Consider the following 19,830-nt stretch of genomic DNA (forward strand, 5'->3'; position numbering starts at 1 on the left):
CCACGGGGAGGAGGGGGAGGCAACGACACCGTCCCTCAATTTTCCCCCTCCCCGATCCGGCATGGCGCTGGTAATTTGCCGCGAGGAATCAGGGAGAATGCTCATGGCACTTGCCGCGGAAAAACAGACGGACATGCTCTATGCGCCCGTCCTTGCCGCAAACGCCGCCCATCCGCATGGCTGGCCGCTGAGGATCATCGTCGCCTCCCAGACCGAGGCACGCCACAACCGCGCCGACTGGGCGCCGAGCCATCTGATCTCGATCCGCGCCACCGGCACGAAGCTGCTGTCGATGATCGACCTGCCGGAGGAGCGTCACCTGCAGCTCCAGTTCGGCGACGTCATGGACCCGGACGAGCCGGATGCCGCGAAACTTGCCCATATCGAGGCTGCCTTCGCTTTTATCGATACCCTACCGGCCGATGCGCATCTGCTTGTGCATTGCCTGCGCGGCATCGGCCGCTCGACGGCCCTGACGCTTGGCATCCTCGGTCGCTACATGGAGCCGGATGAGGCCGCGGCCGCCCTGCATGCGCTGCGGCCGGAAGCCAAGCCGAACCGGCATGTGGTGGGGCTCTGCGATACCGCGCTCGGGCTGAAGGGCAAGCTTGGTAAACAGGCTTTGCGGTTTCCGGCCAAGGTGTGGAAGCCCGCAAAGGGCTGAGTTTTAGCAGCGGCCGCCTTTCCCTCTGGCCTTGCCATGTCGGCGGCTCTATCTTGACCCAACGTCTTTGGCGGATCGCGCGATTCCGCATTCATTCCGGAGGGTTCCATGGCGTTTGCCGCCTATGTCTTCGATGCCTATGGCACGCTGTTCGACGTCCACGCCGCCGTGCGCCGGCATGCCGAGGCGATCGGGCCGGACGGACAGGCGTTTTCGGAATTGTGGCGGGCAAAACAGCTCGAATATTCCTGGATCAGGACGCTGATGGGAGCGCATGCCGATTTCTGGACGCTGACCAAGCAATCGCTCGATTATGCCTTCCGGCGCTTTCCCTCCGCCGATCCGGCGCTGAAGCCCGCCCTGCTCGACGCCTACTGGCACCTCGATTGCTACCCGGAAGTGCCCTCCGTGCTGAAGGGCCTGAAGGCCGATGGCGCGCGCATCGCCATTCTTTCCAACGGCACCGAGGCGATGCTGAAATCCGCCGTCGCCAAGGCCGGGCTCGATCTGGTGATCGACGATATCTTCTCGGTGGAACAAGTGCGCGCCTTCAAGACCGCGCCCGCCGTCTACGACATCGTCACCACCAACTACCGGCTCTATCCCCATGTCGTGTCGTTCCAGTCTTCCAACCGCTGGGATATCGCGGGGGCGACGAAATTCGGCTTCCGCACCGTCTGGATCAACCGTGCCGACATGCCGGACGAATACGAGGATTTCGGGCCGGCGGTGATCCTGCCCTCGCTCGAAAGCCTGAAACAGCATCAGGACGGCTGAACCGATGGCATGGTCGGCGGCGCAATATGTGAAATTCGAGGACGAACGCACCCGGCCGGCGCGCGATCTGCTTGCCCAGGTGCCGGATCTGCCTGACGGCGCGCTCTACGATCTCGGCTGCGGGCCGGGCAACTCCACAGAACTGATCGCCGAGCGTTTTGAAAGCCGCGCCCCTGTCGGCATCGACAGCGACGACGACATGCTCGCGGCCGCGGCCAAACGCCTGCCGCAGCTGACATTCGAGAAAGGCGACCTTGCCGACTGGCAGCCGTCGGCGCCGGCGGCGCTGTTTTATGCCAATGCCGTGTTTCAGTGGCTGCCCGGTCATCTCGATATCCTCGAACGGCTGATGGGCGGGTTGGTTTCCGGCGGCGCTCTCGCGGTGCAGATGCCGGACAATCTGATGGAGCCGAGCCATGTGGCGATGCGGGAGGTTGCAGCAGAGGCGTCCTTCGCTGCCCATTTTGCCAAAGACCCGCGTAACAGGAACGCCCTGCCCTCTCCGGCCGTCTATATCGACCGGCTTGCGCCCTTGAGCGCTAAAATCGAGGTCTGGCACACGATCTATTATCACCGGCTCGCGAATGCCGAGGCGATCGTCGAATGGGTGAAGGGCACGGGGCTGCGCCCCTATCTCGATGCGCTGCCGGACGAGTTACGCGCGGATTATGCGGCGGCCTACCTGAAGCGCATCAGGACCGCCTATCCGCCGCTCGCTGATGGGAGAGTGCTGCTGAAGTTTCCGCGGCTGTTTATCGTGGCGGTGCGGTCGTGAAAGACTCCTCCAGCCGGTGCAGCTTGCGGATTTCGGCGGCGACCAGGGCCTGCAGGCGCCATAGGTTGCGGTCGCGGATGCCGAATTCTTCGAGGTGCGAGACGGTGTTGTAGAGATATTCGGCGCCGGAACCAATGTGGCCACAGGCGCGCGCCAGGATATGCGCGACTTCGGAAGGCGGGTGGCGATGGGAAATGCTGCGGGCGGTTTCGCCGACCCAGAAGCCGAGCGCCGTTTTCGGCCCCTCGGCCGTGCGCACCGGCAGCCAGCGCACAGCCTGCACGCCTTCCGTTTCGCTCACCTCGCGGCGCAGCATGCGCTCGATCTGCTCCAGCCGGTTGCCGTCCGGCAGGCGGTAGATGACGCCGTCGCAGCGGCCGCCTTTGGCAAGCGCCATCATCAGGCCCGGCTGTTCGCGCGAGCCGCGCCAGCTGTTGATCTCCAGCGTAAACGCCCGGTGCCAGCCGAAGGCGGTCGCGGGCTGCATCTCGACGGCATCGAATTCCGGCTTCCAGATCAGCGAGCCATAGGCAAAGACCCAGAGCGGGCCGTGGTCGGATTCCGCCTCCAGCCTTTCGGCGAGAATGCGGTAGTCGTCGTCGGTGAGCGGCGTGAAACGGCCGTCGAGCCCCCGATCCGGCTCCTCGCGATGGCAGAGGGCCACGAGTTCTGACGTCAGTGACATGATACGCTTGGCAGGCATGGCAGGTCTCGGATCATTTCCTGCGGCGCGAGGCCGCGATCCCCTTTTAGATGGCCGCTGCCAAAGCGGGCGTCAAGCCGAAAGGCTGTAACGGACCTCGTCTGCCATCCCCAGCAGGAGACGAAAAACGACGGAAGGTGCGGCGTATCCCTTCTCCCCGCGAGCGGGGAGAAGGTGGCCGGCAGGCCGGATGAGGGGCCAAGGCGCAACATTATCGGGAACGGAGAGTCCGCCCCTCACCCTAGCCCTCTCCCCGCAAGCGGGGAGAGGGGACGACAGAGAGACTGCAGTTCGTTCTCTATTCCTTCTCCACACCCCGACCGATGCGCTCCACGAGGAAATCGATGAAGGCGCGGATGCGGGTGGCGAGGTGTTCGTGGCCGGCGAAGACTGCGTGGATGACTTCCTCGTCCACCGGACGGTGATCTTCCAGCAACGTCACCAGCCGGCCCGCGGCGATATCGCGTTCGACATGGAAATAGCCGATGCGGCCGATGCCGATGCCGTCCAGACAGAGCCGGCGCAGCATCACCCCGGAATTGATCAGCATTTTGCCGCTGATCGGCCGCATCATGACATGGCCGGTCTCGGGATCGAGGAAGGGCCAGCCGTCGCGGTTGCGGCGGAAGTTGAAATCGAGGCAATTGTGGGCGTCGAGATCATCCGGCGTCTGCGGCGTGCCGCGCCGTGCGAGATAGTTCGGCGCGGCCACCACCACGCGGCGGGTTTCGAGCAGTTTTCGCGCCTTGAGGCTCGAATCGCGCAAAATCCCGGAGCGGATGGCGATATCGGTGCGCTCCTCGACAAGATCGATCACGCCGTCGGTTAGCGACAGGTCGAGCTGCACATGCGGATAGAGCGCCAGGAAATCGCCGATCAGCGGCATGATGTAGCGCTCGCCGAAGCCGACCAGCGCGTTGACGCGCAGCAAACCGCGCGGCACCGCCTGCCCGCCGGAGGAGACCACGATCTCCGTTTCGGCGATATCGGCGAGGATGCGGCGTGCCCGCGCCAGATAGATCTCGCCTTCCGGCGTCAATTGCAGCGAGCGGGTGGTGCGCACCAGAAGCCGGGTGCCGAGGCGGTCTTCCATGCGGGTGACGAGCTTGCTGACGGCCGATGGCGAGAGCTTCAGCTTGCGGCCGGCGGCTGAAAAGCTGCGCAGCTCCGCCGCCGTGGCGAACACTTCCATCTCCCCTGCCCGGTTGTCCATCGGCCCCATCCTTTGAATTCAATTCAAAGGCATTTATCCATTCCTGCGGATTATCATGCAAGTGGTCTTTCGCCATATTGCCGGCATCGATAACCCGGAACCGCCCGCCTTGACCGGGCGAAGAGGTGTTTTATGCCCCTTGCTCTCTTTGCGCTCACGATCGCGGCCTATGCGATCGGCACCACCGAATTCGTCATCGTCGGGCTGTTGCCGACGGTGGCCCAGGATCTCCAGATCACGCTGCCCGTCGCCGGCCTGATCGTTTCCATCTATGCGCTCGGTGTCACCTTCGGCGCGCCGATCCTGACGGCGCTGACCGGCCGGATCGAGCGCAAGCCGCTGCTGCTCGGCCTGATGGCGCTGTTCATCGCCGGCAACACCATGGCTGCGTTTTCTCCGAGCTATGAGCTGCTGCTCGTCGCCCGCGTGCTGTCTGCCTTCGCGCATGGCGTGTTCTTCTCGGTGGGCTCGACCATCGCGGCCGATCTCGTGCCGGAAAACCGCCGTGCCTCGGCCATCGCCATGATGTTCATGGGGCTGACGGTCGCCATCGTCACCGGCGTTCCGCTCGGCACCTTCATCGGCCAGACCTTTGGCTGGCGCGCCACCTTCTTTGCCGTGGCCGGCCTCGGCGCCATCGCCTTCATCGGCATCGCCGCCCTCCTGCCGTCGACGCTGTCGAAGGCAGCGCCTGCGAGCCTCATGGATCAGGTCCGCGTGCTCGGCAGCGGCCGGCTGCTCATCGTCTTCGCCATGACGGCGCTGGGCTACGGCGGCACCTTCGTCACCTTTACCTTCCTTGCGCCGATGCTACAGGAGGTCACCGGCTTTGCCGCCTCTTCCGTCAGCCTCGTGCTGGTGCTTTATGGGCTGGCGATTGCTGCCGGCAATATTCTCGGCGGACGCTTTGCCGACCGCAATCCGGTGAAAGCACTGGTCTGGCTCTTTGCCGCGCAGGCCGCCGTGCTGGTGCTGTTCTCGTTCACGGCGATCTCGGCCATTCCGGCGCTGATCACGTTGGCTGCGCTGGGCTTCCTGTCCTTCGCCAATGTGCCGGGCCTGCAGCTTTATGTCGTCCAGCTTGCCCGCCAGCATCGCCCCGGTGCGGTCGATGTCGCCTCGGCGCTCAATATCGCCGCCTTCAACCTCGGCATCGCGGCCGGGGCGTGGATCGGCGGCCTGGTGGTCGCCTCGCCGCTCGGCCTCACCGCAACGCCCTGGGTCGGCGCCCTGCTTGTCCTCGGTGCGCTGGTGCTGACCGTCATCAGCCAGGCGCTCGACCGGAAGCCGGAAGCGGTTGCCCAGCCGGCCTGAAACCGGCTTGACGCGACAGCCTTTCGCCCCATCTTAGACGACAACCCGCCCGGCCCTCGCGCCGGGCTCCCCTTGAAGGAGAAACCCATGCAAACCATCGTCAAGGCCAATGGCGCTGATATCCCCGCGCTCGGCTTCGGAACCTTCCGCATGCCGGGCAACGAGGTGCTCGACATCGTGCCGCAGGCCTTGCGGCTCGGCTTCCGCCATGTCGATACCGCCCAGATCTATGGCAACGAGGCTGAAGTCGGCACCGCCATTCAGCAATCCGGCGTGGCCCGTTCCGATATCTTCCTGACGACCAAGGTCTGGGTCGATAAATATGCCCGCGGCAGCTTTGCGGCCTCCGTCGAGGAAAGCCTGAAGAAGCTGAAAACCGATTACGTCGACCTGCTGCTCCTGCACTGGCCGGGCAACCCGGTGCCGCTCGCCGAGCAGGTGGAAGGGCTGAACGCCGTGCGTGAGGCAGGCCTCGTGCGCCATATCGGCATCAGCAATTTCAACACCCGCCAGATGGACGAGGCCGCCCGCCTTTCCAAGGCGCCTCTTGTCACCAACCAGGTGGAATACCACCCCTATCTCGACCAGACGAAGGTGCTGGACGACGCCCGGCGGCTCGGCATGTCGATCACCGCCTATTATGCAATGGCCAACGGCAAGGTGCCGAAGGACCCGCTGCTGCAGGACATCGCCAGCCGTCACAACAAGACGGCCGCACAGGTGGTTTTGCGCTGGCTGATCCAGCAACAGGGCGTCGTGACGCTCTCCAAAACCGCGACGGCGAGCCGTCTTCAGGAGAATTTCGACGTCTTCGATTTCAACCTTGCCGAGGGTGAGATGAAGGCGATCCACGGTCTTGCCCGCCCGGATGGCCGCATCGTCAATCCGGAAGGTCTTGCGCCCGTCTGGGACGAGGCCGCCTAGCCGTAACGGCCTGTCGCTCCCCTGTCATAACAAAAGATTATCGACAGGGGGGCAAAGAGGCGTATAATCACCGCACCGGCAGGAGTTGATACGGGCACTGTCGGTGAAGATTTAAAAAGCTTCCGCCCCAAGATAACAGGCAGGAAGTCATGGCTCCCAATTCCATCAGTATCATCGCATCGGACGGCAAATGGCTGGTGCGCGTCGTCGAGAGCGACGGGGTCGCCGGCGAGCGGGAATTCGGCATCGAAGAACACGCGCGTTCTTATGCCGCCGGCCAGAAGGTGCGCCTCGGCATCAAGGATAAGGCACCGGCCCTCGCCAACGACTGACCCCCAAGCGAAAACGGCTGCATAAGCTCCTAAAACCGATTCCGGTGCCGGCCATTATGCAGTAGGGTCCGCCCATCGCCATCGACGACGGGGAAACGCGTGCAGAAAAGCTTCGGGCCGGCCCTTCTTGTCCTGCTTCTGGCCGGAACGTCCGCATTTGCCGACGATTGGCAGCCGGTCGAGAAATCAGCCTATTATACGATCAGCGGCACGACGGGGCCGGAGCTTTATGCCTCGATCGGCGCCAGCGGGCCTGAGATCGGCGAAGGCCGGCGCACCATCGCCTATACCAATTTCAAGCTGACCTGGACGCGCGACTACCAGCAGCACGGCAAGGCCTGCGTGCTGGCTTCCGCCCGGCCGAAGCTGATCATCACCTATGCTCTGCCCAAACCCTCGCAAAAGCTGACCGGCGAAACCAAAAACCTGTGGCAGCGCTTTTCCGACGGCGTCGCCGCCCATGAAAAGGTGCATGGCCGGATGATCGTCGACATGGTCCACGAGATCGAGCGGCAGACGGTGGGGCTGACGGTCGAGAACGATCCCGGCTGCCGCAAGATCCGGGAGCAGATGGTGAAAATCCTCGGCCCCATCTCCGATGCGCGGCAACAGAAAAACCGTGATTTCGACCGGGTGGAAATGAACGATGGCGGCGCGGTTCACCAGTTGGTGCTCGCGCTCGTCAATGGCGGCCGATAAGTCAGGGTAGCATCGAACCATGCGCATCAGCACGATCACCAACTGGGCCTATGGCATCACCGTGGCATTGACGGTTCTGTCCGGCACCGCCTTCATCCTGTCCGCCCGCAGCGCAGAGCAGGAACGCCGCGCCGTGGAGGAGCATCTGGCGCTGGACGATCTTGGCGAGGAACTGGCGCTTGGCGCCGAGGAGCGCTCGGACGAGGCGCGGCTTTACGTCATGCGCGGCGAGGAGCGGCATCTGGACGCTTTTCGCGGCCGCGAGGATGAGGAACGCCGGCATGAAGCGGCGATCCGCGGCGTGCGCGCGCTCGAAGCCTCGCCCGCGGAGCTGGCCGCCCTCGAGGAAATCGAGGCTCATGCCGAGGCGCTCGACAAGATCGAGAGCCCGGCCGTCGCCGCCTATCAGGCCGGCGACAAGGCGGGCGCGCAATCCACCCTGTTCGGCCCCGCGCACGAGCGGCAGCAGACGGCGCTTCTGGAGGCCGTGACCCGCTTTCGCCAGCTGGCGACGGCCCGCACCGGCGCGGCGCTCGATGCTGCGAAATCGCGCAGCGACTGGTTCGGCATCGCCGCCAAGACCATGCTCGGCTTTACCGCCGCGCTTTTCCTCGGCGTGCTCTATTTCGTGCTGAAACGCCGTGTAGCCACGCCGCTGACCCGCATGACCGGCATCGTCACCCGCCTTGCCCGGCAGGATTACGCCGTGGAAGTGCCGACCGACAGACGCCGCGACGAGATCGGCGAAATGAACGAGGCGATCCAGATCTTTCGCGACAATGGGCTGGAGCGCGACCGGCTGGATGCCGAACGCCGCCGCGACCAGCAGACCAAGGATCTGATCCTGCAGATGCTGCACCGGTTGCAGGCCTGCCAGGCGCAGGCCGAGCTGGCCGAAGTCGTCTCGCGCTTTGCGCCGCAGATTTTCCCCGATCTCGCCGGCCATCTCTATGTGCTCAACGACAGCCGCACGGCGCTGTCGCTCGCCGGCACCTGGCTCGAGCCGCGCCATTCGGCAGCCGCCTTCGAATCGAGCGCCTGCTGGGCGCTACGCCGCGGCCGGCCGCATGTCAGCAATCGCGGCCAGAGCGATGTCGTCTGCCAGCATCTCGACGAGGGAGAGGCGACCGGGCTCTGCGTGCCGCTGACCGCACAGGGCGATACCGTCGGCCTGCTCTATTTCGAGGAACGCGCCGGCGATGTTCCCGCCATCGAGGCTTCGCGGCTCTATCTGGAACTGATCGCCGAAAACATCGGCCTTGCGCTCGCCAACCTCAAGCTGCGCGAGCGTCTGACAAACCTTGCGCTGCGCGACGCGCTGACCGGTCTGCTGAACCGCCGCAGCCTGGACGAGGCGCTGAACCGATCCGGCGGGGAACCGCTCTGCCTGCTGATGATCGACATCGACCACTTCAAGCGCTTCAACGACGAATTCGGCCACGATGCCGGCGATGTCGTGATGCAATATGTGGCGCAGATCATGGTGGATGCGGTGGAAACGCGGGGCAATGTCTATCGCTTCGGCGGCGAAGAATTCACCGTGCTTCTTCCCGGCCTCAGCGAGCGGGCCGCGGTCGATTTCGCCGAACGCCTGCGCGAACGCATCGGCTCCACCCCCCTCACCCACCGCGGCCGCATCCTCGGCACCGTCAGCGTCTCGATCGGTGTCGCGGAAGCCCCGCGGCACGGGCCGGTGCCGACGCTGCTCACGCGAGCGGACGCAGCCTTGCTGGAGGCGAAGGCGGGCGGGCGCAACAGGACGGTGGCGGCTTCGGGGATTGGCGCGGGGGTGCGCCTGGAAGGCTAGAGCATCATTGTATTCGGCTATGGCGCACGGCCCGGAAGGCCGGCACGCGCAAGATCGGCCGCAGCCTGATCAAGGATGGAGGGGTCCCGGAAGTGCCAGGCTTGGCGCCAGGATTGAATAGTGGCATCCGGCGCGGTCTTGAGCATTCTCTCGACGGCGGCTTTGGCCTCCGCTTCACGGCCAAGGCGCATATAGGCAACAGCGAGTTGCAATGGCGCGTCGGCGAACTCCGTGGTCTCCAGCACCTTCACGGCGTCTTCGTTCCGCCCCATCACGATGAAAATGAAGCCTCTCACATAGTTGAAGAACCATGCCAGACCGGGGTCGCGGGCGGCTGCCGTATCGGTCAGTTCCAGCGCCTTTTCGGGTTGGCCCGCCTGCAGGAAAATACTTCCGGCATCCGTGAGGGTGAAGGCATTGTAAGGTGCCGCCGCGATGGCCTTGTTCATTTCCGCAACGGCGCCGTCATGATCCGGCTTAAGCGTTAGAAGCCAGGCGCGCAGCCAATGCGCCAACCGCCCCACCTGCGGGCTCAGGTTCTTGTTTGCCAGAACCTTGTCCACCAGAAGATTGGCTTGCTGAAGATCGGTCTCAGGGGCCGAACTGTAAAGCAGGCCGACCTTCAACCAATGAGACCACCCCAGCTCCACGGTCAACAGCGGGGAGTCGGGAAACAGTTGCAGCCCCTGTTGCGAGATTTCCCCCGAACGCTCGAGACCTTCTTTCGTGAAAAGGTTCAGTTGGCTTTCGGCGCGCAGATAATAGTCATATTCGGCCAGGTTGGTGCTGTCTCGTCCCCACGCCCGGCTATAGTCTGCTTTTCGTATCGCACCCCACTCGCCTGTCATCGCGCCGACAATCTTGCCGGTCAGTTCGTCCTGAAGCGCCCATGGGTCGCTCCCGCTCTTGTCGAAGCGGTCTGCCCAAACATGGTCGCCCGTATCGGCATCGATGAGTTCCGCAACGATGCGGACCTTGTCTCCTTCCTTGCGCACACTGCCTTCGACGACATAGCCGACACCCAATTCCTTACCGATCTGGCGGACGTCGCCTTCCTGGTTCCCATAGGCGAAGGAGGATGTTCGCGAGACCACCGCAATATCGGAAAAACGCGAGAGGATGGCGATGACGTCGTTCGCCACCCCTTCCCCCAAATATCCCAAGGTCTTGTCGGCACTCAGATCCTTGAACGGAAGCACGGCGACACCGGGCATCGCGCCGGAAACGGCAGAAGACGTCGCGCTCAGCGGATAGTAAAACGCTATTCCGGCAGCCATTGCGGCGACGATGGCGGCCGAAGCTCCAATCGCCCACCACTTGCGGCCCCGCCTGCGCGAAAGCCTCAGGCGCGGTGCGGCATCCATGCGCACGAGATAAACATCGATGGGCTCTTCGATATTCTTGACCTTCTGGCGCCCGGCGGAATCGAAGGCAAAGGCGAGCTTGTTGTCGACCTCTTTCGCCACCTTGCCCGAAACGCAGATGCCGCCCGGAGGCGCGAGTTGCTCCAGTCTCGCGGCGATATTCACGCCCTCGCCATAGCGGTCGTCACCCTCGATGATCACTTCGCCCAGATTGATGCCGATGCGGACGTCGAGCCTTTCTTCCTCGGCAACGGAAGCATTGCGATCCGCCATTCCACGCTGGAGGGAGACGGCACATTCGACGGCATCGACCACACTGCCGAATTCCGCGAGAAGGCCGTCACCCATGAGTTTGAAGATGCGCCCATGATGAGCGGCGATCTCGGGCTCAAAAAGCTCGGTACGCCGCGCGCGAAGACGGTCAAAGGTGCCCGCTTCGTCTTTCTCCATGAGCGCTGAGTACCCGACCACGTCGGCGGCCAGGATTGCAGATAATTTGCGCTCCATGTCTCGGCTCCCCAACATGAATTCCGCAGCAAACAGAGTACATGATTTTGCCGCGAGTTTCACGCGCAAGCCTCACAGCACTGCTTGCGATCTGCGTCCAGCGAGAGAGGACCTCTGGAGTGACCGATCACCGAAGAATCCTTGCCGTCTCTCCATATCGCACCCGCCAAATCTCCTGTAAGAGAACGCAAACCTCTGCGAGAACAAACCCCATGCAATCTGCAAGCCATCACGACATCGCCATGCCGGACTGGTCGGCTATTGCGGCCGTCATCCTCGGCGTCACTGCCTTTTCCGTCGCGCAGGGGCTCACCTATCCGCTGATTTCGCTGACGCTCGAAGCGCGCGGCATTTCCACGACGCTGATCGGGTTCAATGCCGTGGGCTTTGCCATCGGGCTCGGGACGGCGACGCTGACGCTCGGGGCGTTGACGGCCCGGTTCCGGGCCAACCGGCTGATCATCGCAAGCCTTGTCGGCTGCTCGCTCTGCCTTGCGACCTTTGCGGCCACCTCGTCGCTGACGACATGGTTCATCGCCCGCTTCCTGCTCGGCTATTTCGCCAGCATGATCTTCATGCTCGGCGAAGCCTGGCTGAATGCCGCCTGCCCGGACAGGCTGCGCGGCCGGGTGTCCGGCTTTTATGGCGCGGGCATGTGCGCCGGTTTTGCCGCCGGGCCGCTGGCGATCCCGCTGCTCGGCAGCGAACGCGGCTTCGGTTTCGCCATCACCGCGATCTATCTGGCGATCGTCGCCTTTGCGACGGCGATGCTGATGTTTTCCACCCGCACGGTGCCGGAGCCGTCCTCGACGCGCGATCTCTTCCGCTTCTTCAAGGTGGCGCCGCTGCTCATCCTGATGGTCTTCGCCTTCGGTTTCGCCGATATCGCTGCGATTTCGGCCATGCCGGTCTATTTCGTTAAGACCGGCCATAGCGAGGCCTTCGCCGCCTTGAGCGTGACGGTCCTCGCGCTGCCGACGGCGCTGGCGCAGCCCTTCATCGGGCTTGCACTCGACCGGCTGCCGCGCCATGGCGTGGCGATCGCCGCCTCGCTCACCGCCGCCCTCGGCTTCCTCGCCATTCCCTTCATCGAGCACCCTGTGCTGATCCTGATGGACTATGCCCTGATGGGCGGGGCGGCGTTTTCGCTCTATACCTGCGCGCTCACGCTGCTCGGCGAGACCTATCGCGGCGGCATGCTGGTGGCGGGAAGTGCCGCCTATTCGCTGGCTTACGCCGTCGGGAGCGGTGCAGGCTCCGGCCTCACCGGCAGCATCATGGCCGCCGGCGGGCCGGCGGCGGGGCCGCTCAGCGTCGGCGCGGCGCTCTTGCTCTTCACCGGGCTTTTCGCCTTTTCCCGCCGGGGCTGAGGGCGGGTCTCGGGCTGAAAGGTCGAAAGCCTGAGGGCTTCGGCAAGCGTTTCCAAAACCTCTTTCCACATGATTGCACCTCATCGTGCCAATGAAACAAGTGCCCATTAGAATGCGCTTGCCGGCCGGGCTCAAACGAGCTTATCGTCGTCTTCAGATGACTTGAGGTTATGGGAATGAAGCGCGGACGCCTGCCGCTTACCGCCTTGCGCACCTTCGAAGTCGCCGGCCGTGTCAAGAGTTTCACGCTGGCGGCAGGCGAACTTTTCATTTCGCAGGCCGCCGTCAGCCGCCAGGTGCGCGAACTGGAAGCGCTGGTGGGGCGGCCGCTCTTTACGCGCGGCCATCGCAGCGTGACGCTGACGCCGGCCGGCGAGGCGTTGCTTTCGGCGCTGACCGATGCCTTCGATACGATCGGCGACCGCCTCGACGCGTTGCGCGATCAGGAGAAGGCGGCGACGCTGAGTATCAGCGTCGAACCCTCCTTTGCCGCCTGCTGGCTGGTGCCGAACCTGCCGGCCTTTCAAAAGGACAACCCGGATATCGACATCAGCATCGATGCCGACAGCCGCCTTGTCGAATTCCGCCGGCACGAAGCCTCGCTCGCCATTCGCCACAGCGCCTCCGCCACATCGTGGCCACGGGTGGAAAGCCGGCATCTCTGCGATGTGGTGCTGACCCCCGCCCTGTCGCCGGCGCTTCTGGCCTCAGGGCAACCGATCGAAAATCCGGCCGACCTGATGGCCTATGATTTCCTGCACGAGGAAAACCGCGATCTCTGGCACCAATGGTTCCGGAAGGCGGGCGCATCGCTCAGGCCGGAACGCGGGCTGATCTATGCCGATGGCGGGCTGGTGCGGCAGGCGGCGGCGCGGGGCCAGGGCGTTGCCCTCGTCGATACGCTGTTTGCCAGGGACGATATCGCCGCCGGCTTGCTGATCCGCCCCTTCGAAACCACCCTGCCCTATGGCAGCTATTGGCTGGTGGCCCGCAGCTTCTCCGCACTCTCACCCGCCGCGCGGCGCTTTGCGGACTGGTTGACGGATACGCTCGCCGGAGAAACAAAAACGGCGGCCCTTAAGAACTGAGGGCCGCCGCGCATTCCACAAGACTTTGCCTTATCAGACGAACTGGCTGAGGCCGGGAACCGAGTTGACGACCTCGTCGACGACTTCCTCGCCGGCATGCTCCTTGGCATAGCCGATGGTTTCCCTGGCGAGAGAGGTGATTTCGCCCATGCCGAGGCCCTGGCTCATCAACTGCTGGCCGAGCGCCATGACGCCGCCGCCGGCACCGACCGCGCTCAGCAGGCCGCCGAGCAGGCCACCGCCGCCCGTGCCTTCGCCGTTATACTGTGCGACCAGCTCGCTTGCGCCGGGGATCGCCTCGATCATGCGGGCAACCGGGCCATCGGCCGCTTCGCGCTGCAGGAAACCGAGCATCATGCCGATCGCCTTTTCGGCGGTTGCCGGATCGATGCCGACATTGTCGGCCACGCGCTGGATCAGTTCGTTCATGGAAGTCTCCTCGTTATTTTGACGTGGACGTTAACGTAAATTATTCGATAGGGAAACTCAAGCGGTGGACGGCGGCTTTGCGGGCTTCATCCAGAGCCTTTTCCAGCATCGTTTCATGGCTGCTTGATAGTTACAATGCGACAAGAAATACAATGTGACAGCCATGCCAAGCCTAACGGCAGCCTTGACCTGCCTTGTATCGCAAGGCTCTGACCTCCGGAGCGAATTTTAGCACCAAAACCAAGTCTATTCGTCCTCTCCGCGAAGAAGAGAATCGATTTCCTCAGGAGACATTCGTCTCAGTTTCTGGGCGATACCGCGATCATATTGGCGGTCGTTCGGGTCGTGGCCGGCGTGGGCCTTTCTGCCTATCTGCTTCGCGAAAAGCTGGATATCCAGCGATTTTCTGGCGCGCTTATCTTCCGCGTTCACGGGCAGCTCCATATGCGTAGAGGCGTTATTTCGCCCGTTTGATTTCGAAGTCACGATGACAGGCTATCGACAGTTTTCCAAGATTATTCCGCCTGTTGCCGCCTGCCCGCTGCGCTCCTATAACTAGACGGCAACAACGGATTGCGGCAGCGCCTCAAAGCCAGGCCAGCCGCCGGAACATGGAGACAGGCCGCGATGCTCGAGGACGGGAAACTCTATATCGGCACCAGCCGCAAGCCGGACGATACCAACAACAAGCCCGAATATCTGGACCTGAAATTCGGCAATCGCCACGGTCTCGTCACAGGTGCCACCGGCACCGGCAAGACCATCACGCTGCAGATTCTCGCGGAAGGTTTTTCCAATGCCGGCGTGCCGGTGTTCTGCGCCGACGTGAAAGGCGATCTTTCCGGCATCGGCGCCATGGGCGAGGCCAAGGATTTCCTCGTCAAGCGCGCCCAGCAGATCGGCCTCGAACCCTATGACTTCCAGGAATTCCCGGTGATCTTCTGGGATATCTACGGCGAAAAGGGCCACCGTGTCCGCACCACCATGTCGGAAATGGGCCCCCTCCTGCTCTCGCGGCTGATGAATGCCACCGATGCGCAGGAAGGCGTCTTGAACATCGCCTTCAAGATCGCCGATCAGGGCGGGCTGCCGCTGCTCGACATGAAGGACCTGCAGGCGCTTTTGAACTATATGGGCGAAAACGCCTCGGAGCTTTCCAACAAGTACGGCTTCATCTCCAAGGCCTCGGTCGGCTCGATCCAGCGCGAGCTGCTCATTCTCGAGCAGCAGGGCGCGGAGAATTTCTTTGGCGAGCCGGCGCTGAAGATCTCCGACATCATGCGCACCACCAATGACGGCCGCGGCGCGATCTCGGTGCTGGCCGCCGACAAGCTGATGATGAACCCGCGGCTTTACGGCACCTTCCTCTTGTGGCTGCTGTCGGAACTGTTCGAGGAACTGCCGGAAGTCGGCGATCCCGACAAGCCGAAGCTGGTCTTCTTCTTCGACGAGGCCCACCTGCTGTTCAACGATGCACCCAAAGTGCTGATCGAGCGGGTCGAGCAGGTGGTGCGGCTGATCCGCTCCAAGGGGGTCGGCGTCTATTTCGTGACGCAGAACCCGCTCGACGTGCCGGAAACGGTGCTCGCCCAGCTCGGCAACCGCGTGCAGCACGCGCTGCGCGCCTATACGCCGCGCGAGCAGAAGGCCGTGAAGACGGCGGCCGATACCTTCCGTCCCAACCCGGAGTTCGATTGCGCCACCGTCATCACCAATCTCGGCACCGGCGAGGCGCTGGTCTCGACGCTCGAAGGCAAGGGCGCGCCCTCGATGGTCGAGCGCACGCTGATCCGCCCGCCGGCCAGCCGCGTCGGCCCGCTGACGGAAGCCGAACGCGCCCATGTGATGCAGATCAGCCCGGTCGCCGGCCTCTATGACGAGGATTTCGACCGCGAATCCGCCTATGAAATCCTGGCAAAACGCGCCGCCCAGGCGACCCAGCAGACCAACGACGCCAAAAAGGCCGAGGAGGCAGATGATCAATCCTCTTCCGGTGGCGGCAGCATCTGGACCCTGCCCGGCTTCGGCACCGACAGCTCCTCCTCAAGCGGCAGCGCCCGCCCCCGCTCGGCGAGCACCGGCGGCCGGCAACGCGAAACGGTGGTGGAAGCCGCAATGAAATCCGCCGCCCGCAGCATGGCGAACTCGCTCGGCCGCGCGCTGGTGCGCGGTATTTTGGGGAGCTTGAAGCGGTAGGAAGATCGCGTATCCCGGCGCAATAACCTTGCGCCGGTTCGCGAGCGAAGGACCTCGGGTCAGTTACCGACAGAAATACCGATCCCAAGAGCACCGAGGTCCGGAGCAATAGTTCATGGTGTTAAAAAAGACTTTTAAAATGAGGAGGATCGCGTTTTTGTTTTCGCTAGATCGACATCCTCCGAACCCCGACTGAATGTTAACACCAGACGATATGAGAAATACCCTCTATTTTAGGGGTTACCCCTAAAATTCTGTATGTTTTCGGAAAGAAACGAGCCCGCAAATTCTCTGCATCCGGCTAACACGTTTTACTCCCGGCTTCGCCGAACACGTCCCCGCAAAATCGCGCAAACACGTTTGCACACATACATTTTCTTTCCGTGATCAGAAGTGGATGACGCCGAGCGAGACGGCGGCGGCGACCAGTTCGGCCCGATTGGCGGCCTCGAAGCGTTTGCGCGCATTTTCAACATGTTCGTGGGCCGTCGAGACGGAGATATTGAGCGCGGCTGCGATCTCGCGATCGGAATATCCCTTGGAGACGAGCGGCAGGCAATCCAGCTCCCGGCCGGTCAGCCCCGCCGGCGGCACCGGCAGATCGTGGCCGGCGACCATGCCGCTGAGCCGCACGTGAAAGCAGATGCAAAGCGGCGGCAAAAGCAGCTTCTGCATCTGGCTGATCATCCCCCGGCGGGCAACGATGCTGACGATGCCGACCCGCTGGCCGCCGCGCGGGATCGGCACGACGAGACCATCGGTCCAGCCGGCCTCCGCAGCCCGCTCCAGCGCCTCGGTGCCGAGCCGCGGCAAGGTGCGGTCGGCGCGAAGCTCGGACCAGGTAAACGGCCCCGTGCGCTTTTCCAGCGCGCTCAGGAGCGGATCGCGATTGACGAGACCGGAACCGAAATAATACCGGCGCCAGTCCTCCGGCCAGTCGAGAACATGGAAGACGGAGCGGGCGCGGTGGCGCAGGTCGATCTCTCCGGCAGCAAAGGTATCGATGCCGCAGCGGTCGAGCATGTCGCGGAAGATCGCCACGCACTCCTTCGGCACCGACGCGGCAAGAATGGCGCCGATCGCGGTGACGATATCCAGCGGCCCGATTTCCGCCTCCGGCATGGCTTTCCCCTCTCCCGATGCAAAGGCCGGCTATGGCCGCGCGATCGAGGCTGTCCCTTTAACGTCGCGAGTGTCGCTTTTTTTCGCGTGGCCGTCAAAAATATTGGGACTTCGTGCAAAAGAGATATCCGGGAAAAGAGAAAACCCGGCAACCAGCGCCGGGTTTTTTGAAAGATCCGGGTTGCCGGTTCGGCTACAGCACAAAGAAGCTGGCATTGAGGGTGACGGCGTCATCCAGCTGGATGGCGAAATCAGCCAGCTTGTCGCCATTGATATCGCCATAGATGAAAGTGTCGGAGGCCTGTTTGTCGACGCGCAGTTCACCGCCGGCGCCGGTAAAGCCCGTGGTGATGAACGTGAACGCCTGGTTTCCCGTCACCTTGCTGCTGGCATCAATGGCGGAAAGGTTGATCTTGTCGCCGGTGGTGAAGTCGAAGATCGTGTCGCGGCCTCCGACTGCGACGGTGCTGTCCGAGGCCGCCTTGTAGACGAAGGTATCGTTGCCGCCGCCGCCCGTCAGCTTGTCGCCGCCGCCGAGCCCGGTGATGGCATTGGCGCCGCTGTTGCCGTTCAGCGCGTCGCCCGCGGAGCCGCCGATGAGGTTTTCGAAGCCGGACAAGATGAACTTGCCGGCGCTCGTCACGGTTGCGGCGGTCGAGGCGAGCGACAGCGTCACGGCCTTGTTGAAAGCGGCAAAACTGATCGTATCCGTCCCCGTGCCGCCATCGATAAGAACAGTCTGCGTCGTGTCGGTGAGCATGCTCACCGACACTGTGTCGTTACCGCCGTAGAGGATGACCGAACCGGCGCCTTTCGCGCCGAGCTTCACCGTATCGACGCCATCAAAGGCAACGATCGCGCCGACCCAGCCGGTCGCGGTTATGGTATTGACGCCGCTTCCGGCGACAACCGAGCTTGCACCGCCCGAGCCGATGGTAAAGGTGTCGTTGCCGCCATAAGCGACAAGCGTATCGACGAAGCCGGAACCCGTTTTTACGATATTGCTTCCGCCCCCGACATTGATGCTGCCCGCTGTCGCCCCGCCGGTAATCGTTACGGTATCCTTTTCGCCCTGGCCGATGTAGGAATCCAGCCAGCCGTCCTTTTGGGTATAGGTATTGATACCGCCGCCAAGGCGCGCGATGCCGACGCCGCCGTTGCCGACCGTGACTGTATCATTGCCTTCATAGGTCGTCAGCGACTCCATCTGGCCATTGCCAACGGCGACCGTGTTGACCCCCGATCCCAAATTCAAGACACCAAGACGGCCTGTGCCGGTGACTTTGACAGTATCGCTGCCCTCATAGGTAACCATCGCATCGACATAGCCCTTCCCCGTCAGCGTAAGATTGTTGTTGCCGTCGCTCAGACGCAGCATATCGACGCTACCATCGCCGATCGTGACGGTGTCATTGCCTTGGTAGGCCTCAAGAGAGCCGATGCGGCCCTTGCCGACATCAATGGTATTCTTGCCGCTGCCCAGGGACGCGGTATCGACATGACCGGTCCCCGTGATCTTCAACGTATCGTCGCCGTCATAGGCGATTACGGAGTTGGCACCGCCGTTGGCGAGACTGACAGTGTTTTTGCCGCTGCTGACCCGGACAACGCTGAACTCGGCGTTGCCGATATTGACGATGTCATCGCCTTCCTGGGTGTCGATGGCATTCACCCAACCGGTTCCACCGTTTATGGTATCGTTTCCTCCGCCTGTGGCGATGGCGTCTACACCGCCTTTCCCGAGCGTAATCGTGTCGTTGCCATCGCCGGTTCCAATGATACTGACATCACCATCACCACCCTTGACGGTGTCGTTGCCATCGCCGGTTCCAATGATACTGACATCACCATCACCACCCTTGACGGTGTCGTTGCCGTTGCCTGTCATGATCGAACCGACCCAGCCACTACCGATTTTGACGACATCGTTGCCGCCGCCGAGATCGAGCGACTCCGCACCCTTGTTGCCGAGAGTAATCGTTTCCACAAAGTCGCTACCGATCAGGTGCGAAACCTTGCTGTTCGTCAGGGTGACTGTGCTGCCCGCGCTTGCCTTAAGCTGCATGTAGTTGATGTAAGCGCCATCGCCCGTGGTGGTATCGTTGATCACGATCTTGGTCGTGGCATCGCCCCCCAAGCGCACCGTTGCGATCTGCCAACCCGACGACGCAAGCGTTGCGGTAACGGTGTAGGACTTCGTCGTATCGTTAAACCCTTGGGACAGATATCCAATCCATTTCTCATCCCAAGTGTAACTGTTGCCATTGATCGTGAACGGCGTGGTGCCATTCAGCGTAAAGCTGACACTCTGCGGAGTAAGAGCCATGTTATCCCCCAATAGCCCAGCGTCGTCGGTCCCTGTCCGGCGGGTTAACTTCGATAAAACATGCAGATCTTATAGACACAGGCCGACGCCCAGCGCCGAATAGGATTTCGGCGGCGGCGAAACTTTTCATCTTCTAGAATAAACCCGACTTTGGACTATCTGCCTCGGCAAATAATCGGTCAAGCTCCCGGAGCCTCATCCGTAAGCATGACCTGATACA

General features: G+C 62.8%; 17 protein-coding genes and 1 pseudogene. 11 read left to right on the forward strand and 7 right to left on the reverse strand.

The window, feature by feature from the left end:
* The first annotated feature begins 103 nt into the window (after positions 1 to 103).
* The 3 genes from ASC86_RS01820 (at position 104) to tam (ending at position 2,216) form a co-directional block, all read left to right on the forward strand.
* A complete protein-coding gene (locus ASC86_RS01820) occupies positions 104 to 664 on the forward strand; it encodes a phosphatase (RefSeq protein ID WP_056315276.1) in 561 nt (186 codons plus the stop codon).
* 108 nt (positions 665 to 772) lie between these two features.
* Entirely contained in the window at positions 773 to 1,441 is a 669-nt protein-coding gene (locus ASC86_RS01825) for a haloacid dehalogenase type II (protein ID WP_056315277.1), read from the forward strand.
* A gap of 4 nt (positions 1,442 to 1,445) precedes the next feature.
* Entirely contained in the window at positions 1,446 to 2,216 is a 771-nt protein-coding gene (tam, locus tag ASC86_RS01830; RefSeq protein ID WP_056315279.1) for a trans-aconitate 2-methyltransferase, read from the forward strand.
* Here the strand turns inward: tam and ASC86_RS01835 are convergent.
* Positions 2,194 to 2,919, reverse strand: a complete 726-nt coding sequence (locus ASC86_RS01835; protein ID WP_244477504.1) for a gamma-glutamylcyclotransferase — start codon at positions 2,917 to 2,919, stop codon at positions 2,194 to 2,196. The genes tam and ASC86_RS01835 overlap by 23 nt on opposite strands.
* Before the next feature lie 298 nt (positions 2,920 to 3,217).
* Complete coding sequence (locus tag ASC86_RS01840) at positions 3,218 to 4,132, reverse strand: LysR family transcriptional regulator (RefSeq protein WP_056315281.1); 915 nt, start codon at positions 4,130 to 4,132, stop codon at positions 3,218 to 3,220.
* Between the two features lie 132 nt (positions 4,133 to 4,264).
* On the opposite strand from ASC86_RS01840, the gene ASC86_RS01845 reads away from it, so the two are divergent.
* The 5 genes from ASC86_RS01845 (at position 4,265) to ASC86_RS01865 (ending at position 9,208) form a co-directional block, all read left to right on the forward strand.
* Positions 4,265 to 5,446 carry an MFS transporter gene (locus ASC86_RS01845; protein ID WP_056315282.1) on the forward strand — a complete coding sequence of 394 codons (1,182 nt, stop codon included), beginning with the start codon at positions 4,265 to 4,267 and terminating at the stop codon, positions 5,444 to 5,446.
* 87 nt (positions 5,447 to 5,533) lie between these two features.
* The gene (locus tag ASC86_RS01850; protein WP_056315284.1) at positions 5,534 to 6,370 is read left to right on the forward strand and encodes an aldo/keto reductase; all 837 of its coding nucleotides are present in this window, start codon (positions 5,534 to 5,536) and stop codon (positions 6,368 to 6,370) included.
* Between the two features lie 149 nt (positions 6,371 to 6,519).
* Positions 6,520 to 6,702: a hypothetical protein gene (locus tag ASC86_RS01855; RefSeq protein WP_056315286.1), complete on the forward strand. Its 183-nt coding sequence runs from the start codon at positions 6,520 to 6,522 to the stop codon at positions 6,700 to 6,702.
* A 99-nt stretch (positions 6,703 to 6,801) separates the two neighbouring features.
* Entirely contained in the window at positions 6,802 to 7,401 is a 600-nt protein-coding gene (locus tag ASC86_RS01860; RefSeq protein WP_056315288.1) for a DUF922 domain-containing protein, read from the forward strand.
* Between the two features lie 19 nt (positions 7,402 to 7,420).
* Positions 7,421 to 9,208, forward strand: a complete 1,788-nt coding sequence (locus ASC86_RS01865) for a diguanylate cyclase (protein WP_056315290.1) — start codon at positions 7,421 to 7,423, stop codon at positions 9,206 to 9,208.
* A gap of 17 nt (positions 9,209 to 9,225) precedes the next feature.
* Here ASC86_RS01865 and ASC86_RS01870 read toward each other — a convergent pair whose 3' ends face one another.
* The gene (locus ASC86_RS01870; RefSeq protein WP_056315292.1) at positions 9,226 to 11,079 is read right to left on the reverse strand and encodes an adenylate/guanylate cyclase domain-containing protein; all 1,854 of its coding nucleotides are present in this window, start codon (positions 11,077 to 11,079) and stop codon (positions 9,226 to 9,228) included.
* Positions 11,080 to 11,291: 212 nt separating this feature from the next.
* Between ASC86_RS01870 and ASC86_RS01875 the strand changes: the two genes are divergently transcribed.
* Together ASC86_RS01875 and ASC86_RS01880 are read left to right on the forward strand one after the other, a co-directional pair.
* Positions 11,292 to 12,449 (forward strand): MFS transporter, encoded by a 1,158-nt coding sequence (locus tag ASC86_RS01875; protein WP_056315293.1) that lies wholly within the window; start codon positions 11,292 to 11,294, stop codon positions 12,447 to 12,449.
* A gap of 176 nt (positions 12,450 to 12,625) precedes the next feature.
* Positions 12,626 to 13,537 (forward strand): LysR substrate-binding domain-containing protein, encoded by a 912-nt coding sequence (locus ASC86_RS01880; RefSeq protein WP_056315295.1) that lies wholly within the window; start codon positions 12,626 to 12,628, stop codon positions 13,535 to 13,537.
* Between the two features lie 33 nt (positions 13,538 to 13,570).
* On the opposite strand, the pseudogene ASC86_RS01885 reads toward ASC86_RS01880, so the two are convergent.
* Both ASC86_RS01885 and ASC86_RS01890 read right to left on the reverse strand, forming a co-directional pair.
* Positions 13,571 to 13,972 (reverse strand): annotated as a pseudogene (locus tag ASC86_RS01885) (hypothetical protein); the annotation flags it as partial.
* 240 nt (positions 13,973 to 14,212) lie between these two features.
* Positions 14,213 to 14,398, reverse strand: a complete 186-nt coding sequence (locus tag ASC86_RS01890; protein WP_200943763.1) for a hypothetical protein — start codon at positions 14,396 to 14,398, stop codon at positions 14,213 to 14,215.
* A gap of 195 nt (positions 14,399 to 14,593) precedes the next feature.
* On the opposite strand from ASC86_RS01890, the gene ASC86_RS01895 reads away from it, so the two are divergent.
* Entirely contained in the window at positions 14,594 to 16,162 is a 1,569-nt protein-coding gene (locus ASC86_RS01895) for a helicase HerA-like C-terminal domain-containing protein (RefSeq protein ID WP_056315302.1), read from the forward strand.
* Between the two features lie 387 nt (positions 16,163 to 16,549).
* Here ASC86_RS01895 and ASC86_RS01900 read toward each other — a convergent pair whose 3' ends face one another.
* Positions 16,550 to 17,284: a LuxR family transcriptional regulator gene (locus ASC86_RS01900; protein ID WP_056315304.1), complete on the reverse strand. Its 735-nt coding sequence runs from the start codon at positions 17,282 to 17,284 to the stop codon at positions 16,550 to 16,552.
* A gap of 193 nt (positions 17,285 to 17,477) precedes the next feature.
* A complete protein-coding gene (locus ASC86_RS01905) occupies positions 17,478 to 19,610 on the reverse strand; it encodes a calcium-binding protein (RefSeq protein ID WP_056315306.1) in 2,133 nt (710 codons plus the stop codon).
* Between the last annotated feature and the right edge of the window lie 220 nt (positions 19,611 to 19,830).

The sequence above is a fragment of the Rhizobium sp. Root1212 genome, assembly GCF_001424985.1.
Lineage (GTDB): Bacteria > Pseudomonadota > Alphaproteobacteria > Rhizobiales > Rhizobiaceae > Pararhizobium.